At 59.6% G+C, this 12584-nt stretch carries 10 protein-coding genes; 5 read left to right on the forward strand and 5 right to left on the reverse strand.

The window, feature by feature from the left end; all coding sequences use genetic code 11:
* Window positions 1-2 precede the first annotated feature (2 nt).
* Window positions 3-908, forward strand: coding sequence for a nucleoside hydrolase (locus GGR20_RS04365; protein WP_183309967.1), 906 nt, complete (start codon window positions 3-5; stop codon window positions 906-908).
* A 353-nt stretch (window positions 909-1261) separates the two neighbouring features.
* Here GGR20_RS04365 and GGR20_RS04370 read toward each other — a convergent pair whose 3' ends face one another.
* The 5 genes from GGR20_RS04370 to GGR20_RS04390 form a co-directional block, all read right to left on the reverse strand.
* The gene (locus GGR20_RS04370; RefSeq protein ID WP_183309968.1) at window positions 1262-2203 is read right to left on the reverse strand and encodes a D-ribose ABC transporter substrate-binding protein; all 942 of its coding nucleotides are present in this window, start codon (window positions 2201-2203) and stop codon (window positions 1262-1264) included.
* A gap of 201 nt (window positions 2204-2404) precedes the next feature.
* Window positions 2405-3451 carry an ABC transporter permease gene (locus tag GGR20_RS04375; protein WP_183309969.1) on the reverse strand — a complete coding sequence of 349 codons (1047 nt, stop codon included), beginning with the start codon at window positions 3449-3451 and terminating at the stop codon, window positions 2405-2407.
* A gap of 9 nt (window positions 3452-3460) precedes the next feature.
* A complete protein-coding gene (locus GGR20_RS04380; RefSeq protein ID WP_183309970.1) occupies window positions 3461-4981 on the reverse strand; it encodes a sugar ABC transporter ATP-binding protein in 1521 nt (506 codons plus the stop codon).
* Complete coding sequence (locus tag GGR20_RS04385) at window positions 4978-5616, reverse strand: DUF2291 family protein (protein ID WP_183309971.1); 639 nt, start codon at window positions 5614-5616, stop codon at window positions 4978-4980. Before GGR20_RS04385 ends, GGR20_RS04380 begins: the two co-directional genes overlap by 4 nt.
* Window positions 5617-5814: 198 nt before the next feature.
* Window positions 5815-6837, reverse strand: coding sequence for a LacI family DNA-binding transcriptional regulator (locus GGR20_RS04390; protein WP_183309972.1), 1023 nt, complete (start codon window positions 6835-6837; stop codon window positions 5815-5817).
* A gap of 240 nt (window positions 6838-7077) precedes the next feature.
* Between GGR20_RS04390 and GGR20_RS04395 the strand changes: the two genes are divergently transcribed.
* From GGR20_RS04395 to GGR20_RS04410, 4 genes are all read left to right on the forward strand, one after another.
* Window positions 7078-9396 carry an alpha-L-rhamnosidase gene (locus GGR20_RS04395; protein ID WP_183310075.1) on the forward strand — a complete coding sequence of 773 codons (2319 nt, stop codon included), beginning with the start codon at window positions 7078-7080 and terminating at the stop codon, window positions 9394-9396.
* A 60-nt stretch (window positions 9397-9456) separates the two neighbouring features.
* Window positions 9457-10743, forward strand: a complete 1287-nt coding sequence (locus GGR20_RS04400) for an ABC transporter substrate-binding protein (RefSeq protein WP_183310076.1) — start codon at window positions 9457-9459, stop codon at window positions 10741-10743.
* A 70-nt stretch (window positions 10744-10813) separates the two neighbouring features.
* Entirely contained in the window at window positions 10814-11731 is a 918-nt protein-coding gene (locus GGR20_RS04405) for a carbohydrate ABC transporter permease (protein WP_183309973.1), read from the forward strand.
* On the forward strand, window positions 11728-12555 hold the full coding sequence (locus tag GGR20_RS04410; protein WP_183309974.1) for a carbohydrate ABC transporter permease: 828 nt from the start codon (window positions 11728-11730) through the stop codon (window positions 12553-12555). Before GGR20_RS04405 ends, GGR20_RS04410 begins: the two co-directional genes overlap by 4 nt.
* Window positions 12556-12584 lie beyond the last annotated feature (29 nt).

Below are 12584 nucleotides of genomic sequence, written 5' to 3' on the forward strand. Positions count from 1 at the left end.
TCATGACAAATCTTCCGCGCGAAAAGCGCGCTCGCCTGATCCTCAATACAGACGCCAAGAACGAGGCAGACGATCAGTTCACCATCGTCCATGCCCTTCTGACCCCTACATTCGATTTTCACGGCATCATCGCGGCCCATTTCGGCGACCACCGATCCAAAACGGCCATGGAAGACAGCCGCAAGGAAATTGATCACCTACTTGACCTGATGGATCTGGCCGGCCGCATCCCAGTCGCCAACGGCGCGGCTGCAGCGCTTCCGGATGAGCAGACGGCAGTGCCCTCGCCCGGCGCGCAGATGATCATCGACGAGGCGATGAAAGACGATGACCGTCCGCTCTATGTCGCTTTCCTTGGTCCGCTGACCGACATGGCCTCGGCCATTCTGATGGAACCCAGGCTCAACGAGCGCAATGTCATCTGCGTCTGGATCGGCGGCGGCACCTGGCCATCGGGCGGCCGCGAGTTCAATCTGATGAACGACATCGCCGCTGCCAATGTGGTCATGCGGTCCAACGTCCAGGTTTGGCAGATCCCCTCCACGGTCTACCGCATGATGTCGGTGAGCTATGCCGAGCTGCAGGAGCGTTGCGAGGACAAGGGTCCGATCGGCAAATATCTCGTCGATCAGCTTATCGACTGGAATTTCCGGGTGCACAAGGGCCCGATCGAGCACCGCTCGCTGGGCGATACGCCGTCGCTCTCGGTCATTCTCAACCCGATGGGCGGCACCTATGAATGGCGCCCTGCCCCCGAATTCAGCCCGCACATGCACTACATCCATACCGGGCAGTACCGGCCGATCAAGGTCTATGACTCGATCGACATCCGCTACATCCTCGAAGACTTCTACGCCAAGCTTGCCCGCTTCCATCGCGGCGTCCAGGAACTGGCCAATTTCGGATAGTCACCGGCTCAACCTCCCTGACCTGGCCCGCCGTTCGTGACGGCGGGCTTTTCTTATTGGGATGATATGAGTGAGCCATGGTGGTGGATGCACCAGATCACTGCGCCGCTAGACCACAACACCAAGTGCCCTGTGCAAACGACGAACCCGGCTCTGGCATCAAAAGGGCCCGCACGGCGGTTAGACGACCATCAATACTGCGCTTGTCTCTTGAACCGGCCCGTCCATTTGAGCCCACCACGGCGCCGCTGGCCGGCTATGATCCACGCGGTCCGCCCAATATGCCAAAGGCCGACGCTACTTTCGTAGCGCCGGCCTTCCTCGGGAGATCTAACTCTGACTAAGAGACCTTGCTAGTCAGCCAGGGCAAAGTTCTCAAGGCTGCCCGCGTTGGTTTCATCGATCAGCACGCAGTCCATGGAGATCTTTTCTTCCATGCCGGTAGAGCCTTCCTTGAGATACTTGTCGGCAAGCTCCACAGCCCACTGGGCCTGGCGGTAAGCCGGCTGCAGCACGGTTGCGTGGACCTTGCCAGCCAGGATAGCGTCGCGCACATCGTTCGAGCCGTCGAAGCCGACGACGATGACGTCGTCGCGGCCAGCAGCTTCCAGCGCTGCCAAAGCACCCATGGCCATGGTGTCATTGCCGGCGATGACGCCCTTGATGTCGGGATTGGCCTGCAGGATGGACTCCATCTTGGTGAAGGCTTCCGTCTGGCTCCAGTTGGCCGATTGCTGGGCCACCATCACCATGTCCGGATACTGGTCGATCACATCATGATAGCCGGACGAGCGGATGCCGGCATTCGTGTCGGATTCCTTGCCGACGAGTTCGACGTAGTTGCCGGCTTCACCCATGGCTTCTACGAAGGCTTCCGCGCCCAGCGTCGCACCTTGGTAGTTGTTCGAAACGATCTGGGCGACGGCAACGCCGGTGGCATTGATTTCACGGTCAATCAGGAAAGACGGGATACCGGCATCCTTGGCCTTCTGCACGGCCGCCACTGAAGCGTCGGCACCTGCGTTGTCCAGGATGATCGCCTTGGCGCCACTAGCGATTGCGGTATCGATCAGCTCGTTCTGCTTGTTGGCGTCATCGTCGTGCGAATAGACTTGGGTGGAATAGCCCAACTCCTCGGCTTTGGCCTTGGCACCGTCTGCCTCAGCTTTGAAGAAGGGGTTGTCGTGGCTGGGCGTGATAATCACGATCAGATCCTGCGCCACGCTGGGCAACGTCACCGAAACACTGGCAATCGCGCCCACGGCCAGTGCTGCAATCGTCTTTGCAAACTTCATGTTGGTCCTCCTGTAGAGCCTCAAGCTCCGGGTTCCGCAATCGACACCATTTTCGGCTACTTTGGATTATTTGCGGTTTTTTAGCTTTAACTTTGAACCGTAAAGGAGTCAACGAAAGTGGGTGATGTTCGCGGTCAGTGTGGCCAAATTTATCGCCGGCTCGGGCCCGCCTGACTAGGAGTGAGCGCTAGGCCGTCAGTGCTACTGCCGAGTATTGGCAGCCAATCGCCGCTGCAATTGGTCAAGAACAACGGCCGCAATAATCACAAGCCCCTTGATAACCATTTGCCAGAACTCAGAGACACCCATCATGACCAGGCCGTCGCTGAGCACCCCGATGACAAAAGCGCCGATAATCGTCCCACCAATAAGGCCGCGTCCGCCTGACAGTGACGTTCCGCCCAGCACTGCGGCTGCAATCGCGTTGAGTTCGAATGTCTCGCCACTCGCGGGGTGACTGGCCACCAGTTGGGAGGAAACGATGAGGCCAACTACTGCCGCACAAAAGCCCGAGATCATGTAGACGGCGATCTTGATGCGATCGACCCGAACGCCAGACAGCGCGGCAGCCCGCTCATTGCCGCCCACGGCATAGACTTTGCGCCCGAAAGGTGTGCGCTGCGCGACATAGGCTGCAACCAGTGCCAGAACGATGAGGATGATGATTGACACAGGGATGCCCAGCACATTGCCCGAGCCGATGATGGGATAGCCCTGGTTTCCCAGCTCCTCCTTGCCGACAAGATTGGAGAAGGTCGAGCCGCCCGAGAGCAGGAGCGCCGCACCGCGCGCCACATAGAGCGTGCCCAGAGTCGCGATGAAGGGCGCGACCCCTAATTTGGTCACCAAGAGCCCATTTATGGCGCCGATGGCCGTACCGACCAGCAAGGCGATTGCAACAACTTCCAACACATTGGGATAGACGATTATGCCCAACATGGGCAGTTGCAGCCCATGGGCCAGTAGCCCGCCTGCAACCATGCCGGTGAGCCCGACAATCGAACCCACGGACAGATCAATACCACCGGTCAGGATGACATAGGTCATGCCGATGGCGAGGATCGCGTTGATGGCCACGTGTTTGGAGATGATGATGGCATTTGCAACCGAAACGAAGTTCGGCGCCATCAACGCGAAAAACAGGGTCACCACAATTAGGGCTATGAATGTCCGCAATTTGAGCAGCAGCAGCAGCGCCGATGCATTGCCGTTGGCGCGCGGTGCCGGAGAACTGGTGGCAGTGGACATGATCTAACCTCAGGCCAGGGCTGTTTCGGGTTTCAAGGTGGAGGCGCGAACGAGAGCCTCGTCGCTCGCCTCTTCAGCACGAAGATCGGCGGTTATGCGTCCATAGGCCATCACCAGGATGCGGTCGGCGACAGCATGCGTTTCTTTCAGATCAGATGTTGTGTAGACGATGCACAGGCCCTGATCGGCAAGGTCGCGCATGGTGGAAAAGACCTCTGCCTTGGCGCCGATATCAATGCCGCGGCTGGGCTCGTCGAGCAGCAGAACGCGTGGCTCTGTCAGAAGCGACTTGCCGATGACCACCTTCTGCTGGTTGCCCCCGGACAGAGAGGTAATCGGCGCGTCAGCACTCGCTGTCTTGATGTGCAACTGCTTGATGATCTGCTCTAGAAGAGGCGCCTCATGCGCTTTCGATATGGAGAAATATCGGGTGAAGCGACGCAAGCTGGCCAGCCCGAGATTGCCACCCACGGACAGGTTTTGCACCAGTCCGTCCCGTTGGCGGTCCTCAGGGACCAGCAGCAAGCCCGATTTCATACGACGGTTGACCGAGTGACCTGCCAGTTCGACACCATCGAGACGCACGGAACCGCGGGCATTGGGCCGCAGACCATAAAGGCTCTCGAACAGTTCGGTTCGACCTGCGCCGAGCAGACCGTAGATCGCCGTAATTTCGCCGGGACGGAAAGAAACTGACAAATCATCCAGCGCCAGCGCATGGCCACGCCCGGGCAGCGAGAGATGGTCCACTGACAAAATCGGTGGGCCTGCCTGGATTGCCGGTGGGCGTTTCGCGACCACTTCTTCGGAACCGAGCATTTTCTCGATGATCCAAGGGATCGTTACGTTTTCTCGGGCGGCGGTGGCCGCCAACCTGCCGTCACGCAAAACTGTGAAGTAGTCGCCAATCCGGATCAGTTCCTCGAGCCGATGCGAAATGTAGATGATGGCGACGCCCGCGCGTTTGAGTTCGCCAATGACTTTGAATAGAACTTCCACCTCGGAGGCAGATAGGGCCGAAGTCGGCTCGTCCATGATCAGTATACGAGCGTCCTCGGCCAATGCCTTGGCGATTTCGACGATCTGCTGCTCACCGATCATCAGATCACCGACGAGGGCACTCGGATCGATGTCGTGCTCGAGCCGACCTATCAGTTCGGTGGTGCGCCGTGTCTGAGCGGCGCGATCGATGTGAATACCGGCCTTGGCGATCTCGCGACCGAGAAAGATGTTCTCGGTGACGCTGAGATTTGGACAGAGATTGAGCTCCTGAAAGACGATACCGATGCCCTTGCTGGCCGCATCGCGGATGGAGTCGAACCGGACGCTATTTCCCTCCATGGTCATCGTGCCCAATGTCGGCTGCTCCACACCGGCCAGAATCTTCATCAGCGTCGATTTGCCGGCGCCATTTTCACCAATGAGCACATTAACGGCGCCCGCGTGCACCTCGAAATCGACGTCCTGAAGCGCCAACGTACCAGGAAACGCCTTGGTGATGCCCTTGGCAGAAAAGACCACTTGGCTCATGGGGCGACCACATCCAGCGCCACAAGGGTCACCTGCTGGCGATCGGAGGCACTAGCCAAACTCAACGCGCCCGTAAACCGGACCGTGTCACCCACGGCCACTGTTTCGACGCTGCTCGCAACGCCTTCCAGGGCTAGGGCGGTCAACGCTTTGCCTGCATCGGCATATTCGAGCTGGTTTGTGAAGTCCTGGAACGAGACGAAGGGCAACGCGTCGCGCACGGCATTTCCCCGAATGACAGGGCCGATCTGCAGCACGACGGGATCCGCTAGCCCTTCAACCGCAACATCAAGAATGCCAGCTCGGGACTCTGTGTTCTTGGCAAGCACTTCACCGGCGCCGCTTACGATGAAACTCCAAGGTGACCCCTCTCCGGAACGGTAACCAAAATCATTGCCCGCCCTTTCGAAGTCAGAATTTATGCTGGCGAGCACCTCGGCAACCGGACGAGCTGAATCCGAGAAGTGCGGCAAAGCTCGATCAGCCCAGAGGCCCGCAGCATATTTGGCGGCATCGAATCCGAGCGGCTCGGCGGCCTGCTGATCGGCAATCTGTACGATTTTGCAGCCCGCGAGTGGCATGGCAAGCACGCTGGCCAAGACAACCATGAGCCCAACGCGGACATGAATCAACACCGACCTCCCTCGCAACATATTTTTGATTATTTGCGATTTATGCGGTTTTGTATCATTTCCTTTACAAAGTCAAACCTGTCTCACCGGCTATGGCAACGCTCTACGGCAAGGATGGACGTGGCAGCACGTGATCTTCCGCCAATACCTAGCAGGCTAATAGAACTGCTTCCGTCACCGCAGCAAGCGGGAGACCCGACCTCAGCGACTGGTGCTCCGACGTGCCACCAGGCGGGGCGGCACGACAAAGTGCTCGACTGCGGTTCGGCCGTTGATCCGCTCGATGACCAATCGGGCCGCCTGAAGACCCAGCAGTTCTCCGGACTGATCAATGCTCGTCAGGCTGTTTTGCGCAAAGTCACAAAACATCGTGTTGTCATAGCCCACTATGCCGACGTCCTCGGGCACACGCAGACCCAGTTCGGTGGCTACGCTGATCACCTCAAGTGCAATGAAGTCGGTCCAACAGAAGATCGCGTCGGGTCGTCGTGGCCCTTGCAGCAGTCGCTTTGCTGCAAATTGCACATCGCGCATAACCTGTGTCGCGCTCGCAATATTGATGGCGCCACCCAGGCCAGCTTCGACCATACCGTGCCGATAGCCCTGTTCGCGCTCGGCCAGAATTGATGAAGGCTCCCCCTGCAGGCTTAGCATGGCGATTTTGCTGTAGCCTGCCGCAACAAGATGTCGAACTGCCAGCAGGGCCCCCTGCTGGTCGTTATTGTTGACCGTGTCAAAGGCTTCAGCCGATGGATCGTGATGACCAATAGTCACTAGCGGCTTTTTTTCGGCGATTGTGTTGAGACTCTCGCGAGACTCCGTGGAACCGATCAGGATTATGCCATCCATCTGCCGATCAATCATGGAATCTACCACGCCGGTTTCCAGCTTGGCCGTGGACGCACTGATCCCCATCATCACCTGATATTGGGTCCGCTCCAGCGCATTGTTCACTCCGGTCATGATGTCTGCAAAGAACGGGTTGCGCAGGTCGGGCAGGACCAGACCTAGCGTATAGGTTTGGCCGCGCATGCCGCGCGCCGAGGCCAGGGGGCGATAACCCAGCCTGTCCATCGAGGCACGCACTTTGGCGCGGAGCGCGTCTGAGACACCATAGGCATCGCGCAGCACCTTGGAGACGGCAGCAACCGAGACCCCGGCATCATCCGCAACTTCACGGATCGTCACCCGCCCGTTCCGTCGCCCCTCCCCGGCCTGCGCCATCCGGTTCTCCCAAGATCCTGTTATTCCAACCGATTTTGTACCGGACCACCGCCCCTTATACCCGCTGATCCACAGTTGAGAAAGCCTATTGCCAAACGATCAAAAACGTAGAACGGTATACGTAGAACATTCTACAAGATCACTACAGGCGACTTTATCGACGAGGAGGCCAGCGTGACCGACGCAGCAGCAGTTCACACCCGGGGTGCAACCAAAGCCCCGCACAACTGGACCGCGCGGATGATCCATCCGCTCGCCGATGCTGGTGTGGGGACCCCGGCCAGCTTTGTCGCCAAAACCTTCACACTGGACCGTGTCGGCGGATCGGAAGTGCTGACCATCAGCGCGCTGGGCCTTTATCGCGCCTTCATCAATGGCAAGCGCGTCGGCAATGACCTGCTGACCCCGGGCTGGACCAGCTATGATGCGCGGCTGAGCTATCAGACCTATAATGTCGGCGACCTGCTGGTGCCGGGCGAGAACCGGATTGAGATTTGGCTGGCCGATGGCTGGCTGCGCTCGCAGATGATGTGGGGCAAGCACCCCATCTTCAACACCTGGGGCGACAAGATCGCCGCCATTGCAGAGTTGCATGCCGGGCCGGGCGCCGCGGAACCCCTGCTCGTGACGGACGCCGGCTGGGAAAGCGGCGAATTGCCCGTTCGCAAGTCTGGCATCTATTTCGGCGAGGTGTTTGACGCACGGATTGCCCCCAAGGTTTCAGCCGGGACCGAAGCGCTGGACTTCGACAGCGCGGTGCTTGTGCCCCATGAAACCACGCCGGTGCGCGAGCTCGAGCCCCTGACTGTGGCCAAAAGCTGGACCGATGCCGAGGGGCGCACGGTCTATGACTTCGCCCAGAATGCCGGCGGCAATGTCGCCATCACGGTCAAGGGCGCCGCCGGCGCGAAAATCACGATCGAGCATGCCGAAGTGCTCGACCAAGATGGCAATTTCTATAACGGCAATTACCGCACAGCCGATGCCAGGATCGAATATGTGCTGGCGGGCGCGGGCGAGGAACATTATCGCCCCTATTTCACCTTCCAGGGCTACCGCTATGCCCGCGTAACCATTGAGGGCGATGCGAAGCTACTGGACATCGTCTCCGTGCCGGTCAGTTCGGTCACTGAAGTCAAGTCGAGCTTCACCTCCGGCAACAAGCTGGTCAACCGGCTGTTCCTCAATACGCTTTGGAGCCAGCGCGCCAATTTCATCGAGGTGCCGACCGATTGTCCGCAGCGTGACGAACGTCTGGGCTGGACCGGCGATGCACAGGTATTCGCCGGTACCGCGGCCTATCTCGGGGAAGTACAGGGATTCTTTCACAAATGGGTACGCGACCTCATGGTCGATCAGCGCGAAGACGGTGCGGTACCTCATGTCTGCCCCGACCCCACCCGGCTCGATCCCACCCATTATCCGGGATTTTATGGCTCGACCGGCTGGGGCGACGCCATCTGGATGGTGCCCTGGCAGCTTTACCTGCACTATGGCGATACCGCTTTCCTCGCGGAAGTTCTGCCCTCCATGGTCAAGTGGGTCGACTTCGTCTGGTCGATCAGCGACGGCCCGATCGTGTCGCCGCCGCGCGAATGGGGTGCTCGCGGCTTCTCCTTTGGTGATTGGCTGCAGCCGAAGGGGCCTAGTGCAAAGCCGCTTCCGACCATGGGCGACGATGCGGCCGCCACTGTGTACCTCCATATCGCGTCCAAGGCCGTGAGCGAGATCGCCCGGATCGTGGGCAAGAGTGATGTTGCTGATCGCATGGCCGAAATGGCGGACCAGGTGAAGGCGGCTTTTGCCAATGAGTTCATCACGCCATCAGGACGCCTGGCCTATGACGACCAGACATCCTACGCGCTGGCGATCGTTCACGACCTGATCCCGGCCGACAAGTACGAGGCCACCAAGGTCTATTTCAAGAACACGATCGAGCGTGCGGAGCGCCGCATCGGAACCGGCTTCATCGGCACCCCTGCCCTGCTGCCGGCGCTGATCAAGATCGGTGAATGGGGCCTGGCCAGCGAGGTGTTCCTGCAGGAAGAAGTCCCCGGTTGGCTCTACCAGGTCAAGATGGGTGCGACGACAATCTGGGAACGTTGGGACGCCATCCAGCCCGACGGAACCATCTACAACCCGCAGATGAATTCGTACAATCACTATGCCTATGGCGCTGTGTGCCAGTGGCTGCTCGAGGGTGTTGCCGGGTTCCGGCCTGATGCAGCCGACCCGGGCTTCAAGACCATCGTCTTCGAGCCGGTCATCCTGCCCGAGCTATCGCCGGTCAAGGCGCATCATGACAGCCCCGCCGGTGCCATTCGCGCAGCGTGGACAGTCGACGGTGATGCCGTGCGCTACGAGATCGACGTGCCACGGGGCAGCAAGGGCGTACTTCGTCTCGATGCCAAATATCGCGATGCCACGCTAGATGGCCAGTCGATCGCTTCGGGCGAGGACGTGCCGCTGAGCGCCGGGACCCACCAGATTACCTTCAGCTACACCGCTCCAAAGCGCGAAGTACGCCACAAGCCAAAGGCCAATGTGAACACGCCTTGAGGCGCAATCCAGTTTTTAGCCGGTCCGCAATCGCGGATCTCATTTGGGAGGAAGACCATGATGAAGACTAAAACCCTCGCCCTGCTGGGCGCCAGTACGCTGGGCATGCTGATGACGGCCAGCGCCGTCCAGGCGCAGCAAAGCGGCTATCTGACCATTCTTGTCGACAACGGCCCGCAATCCATTGCGACGATGGAGGCCTGGGCTGACGCCTATACGGCTGAAAACCCAGACGTGACCATCGATATCGAAGTGCGCCCGGGCGGCGGTGAAGGCGACAACATCGTCAAGACCCGCCTCGCGACCGGTGCCATGGCCGACGTCTTTTCGTACAATTCCGGTTCGCTGTTCCAGGCCATCAACCCGACGCAGAACCTGATGCCGCTGACCGACGAGCCGTTCCAGGACAGTGTCCAGGACAGCTTCAAGTCGGTGGTTTCGGCTGATGGCGAGGTCTATGGCGCACCGTTCGCTCCTGCAATGGGCGGCGGCATCCTTTATAATATTCCGATCTATGAAGAGCTTGGCCTGGAAGTTCCCAAGACCTGGGACGAGTTCATGGCCAATAACGAGGCGATCAAGCAAGCCGGCAAGGTCCCCGTCATCCAGACCTATGCGGACACCTGGACCAGCCAGCTTTTCGTGCTGTCCGACTTCTTCAACGTTCTCGCCGAAGAACCGGACTTCGCCGAGAAGTTCACCGCCAACGAAGCCAAGTTTGCGACAACCCCGGCAGCGCTGCGCGGTTTCGAAAAGCTTGAGGAAGTGGCTGAAGCCGACTACTTCAACGCCGATTTTGGCGCCGCCTCCTATGCAGATGGCGTTCGCATGGTGGCCACCGGTGAAGGTGCGCACTATCCGATGCTGACCTTTGCGATCGGGGCAATTGCTGAGACCACGCCGGACCATCTCGACCACGTGGGCTTCTTCGCCCAGCCTGGCGACAGCGCCGAAAGCAACGGCCTGACCACCTGGATGCCGGACTCGCTTTACGTGCCGAAAAACGCTGCAAGTCCTGAGCTGGCCAAGGATTTCGTCGCCTTTGTTGCGAGCCCCGAGGGCTGCGCCGTCCGCAACGAGGCAGTCGGTGCCACCGGCCCATACATGGTGGCTGGTTGTGAGTTGCCCGATGACGTTCCGCCCGCCGTCTCCGATATGATGCCTTACTTCCAGGAAGGCGGTCAGAATGCGCCCGCTCTGGAGTTCCTCTCCCCAGTGAAGGGCCCCGCACTCGAGCAGATCCTGGTCGAGGTCGGTACCGGCAGCCGCTCTGCCGAAGACGCCGCCGCACTCTACGACGAGGATGTCCGCAAGCAGGCCCAGCAGCTTGGCCTTGAAGGCTGGTAAGCTCTTGTGACCTTGCGGCCCGGGGTGCACCCTGTGCACTCCGGGCCATTTTTCCTGGAGGATAGGGCAAATGTCCGTTTCAGTATCCGCTGCCCCTGCGGTTTCGCCGGCACCGCCTGCGCCGCGCCTGACACGGCGCTCGCCCTACCCCGGCTGGTTCTTCACCCCGGCGGCCATCGTTTATTCTGTGCTGTTCCTGGCGCCGACCTTTGCGTCGCTCTATTTCAGCCTGACGCGCTGGACCCTGTTTGATTCCGAGTTCATCGGATTTGAGAACTTCGCCCAGTTCTTTCGCGAACCATTCCTGATCAAGGGACTGATCAACACAGTCATCTATGCCGTCGTGACCTCCGGCCTGAAGGTCGTGTTGGGGCTGCTCCTTGCAGTGATGCTGACCAGCCAGATCGTGGCGCGGGGCTATCTGCGCTCCGTAGTCTTCTTTCCGGTGCTGGTGTCCACTGTTGGCGTCGGCATTACATTCACCGTTCTCATGCACCCCACCCAAGGCATGATCAACGAAACACTGGCCATGTTCGGCATTGCGGGTCCGGGCTGGCTGACCGATCCCAACCTGGCCCTCTATTCCGTCGCCTTGGTTGATGTCTGGAAAGGCGTGGGCCTGGCGACCGTGATCTATATCGCCGGGCTGGTGGTCATTCCCCGCGACTATTACGAGGCAGCGCGCATTGACGGTGCCACACCCTGGCAGAATTTCTGGTACGTCACGCTGCCGCTTTGCCGCCCCGCCACCTCGACCGTGATCACCCTTAGCTTTATCGGTGGACTGCGCACATTCGACCTGATCTGGGCGATGACCAAGGGCGGGCCAGGATTTGCCTCCGATACCATCGCCTCGGTGATCTACAAGCAGTACCAGGCTGGCTTTTACGGCCTCTCTACGGCCGGCAATGTGGTGTTGTTCATCCTCATCGCGCTGCTTGTCGTGCCGCTGACCATGATCCTCAATCGCAAGCAGGGCCACGAATGACACGGCGCGCTTCCATACTGGGCGGCGCTGCCGCCATCGCGACCACTTTCGTGGTCTTCGTCATCCCGTTCATCTTCATCGTGCTGATGGCCTTCAAGGACCGCCAGCAATCGGCCTTGCGCGACTTCTCCTGGCCCACTGGCTTCCACCTCTGGGAAAACGTGGCCGAGGTGGTCAAGACCCGCAACTGGATGATGATCACCGCCTTCATCAATTCAACCATCATCACGGTTGTCAGCGTCACCCTGCTGGTGATCTTCGCGGCGATGGTCGGCTACGTGCTGGCCAGGCGCAAGACGCGCTGGAACGGGCTGATCGAGTTCCTGATCCTTGCGGGACTGATGGTCCCGCCCGCCGTTGTGCCCACGATCTGGTTGCTTCAGGGCCTGAAACTGTTCGGCACCCTGCACGGCATGATCCTGATTGAAGTGGCCTACAACCTGCCCTTCTCGATCATCTTGTACCGGGCATTCGTGGCAACCATCCCCCGCGACCTTGACGAGGCGGCGATCATTGACGGTGCCCGTCCGCTGGATGTGTTCTTTCGCATCGTACTGCCCCTGCTCTGGCCGGTAACGGTGACCAATATCGTGGTGCAGTCCGTCGGTATCTTCAACGACTTCACCAACCCGCTTTACTATTTGCCGGGCAATGCCAATGCGACCGTGCAGCTTACGCTCTACAACTTCCAGAGCCAGTTCAGCACGGCCTACAACCTGCTGTTCACCAACATTCTGCTGATCACCATACCGCCACTGCTGGTCTTCCTGTTCTTCAACCGGCAGATCGTGGCCGGCATGACGGCCGGTGCGGTCAAGGGATGACGCAGGCGATGACTTTCATGAAGGAGACC

Source organism: Devosia subaequoris, from assembly GCF_014197055.1.
Classification (GTDB): domain Bacteria; phylum Pseudomonadota; class Alphaproteobacteria; order Rhizobiales; family Devosiaceae; genus Devosia; species Devosia subaequoris.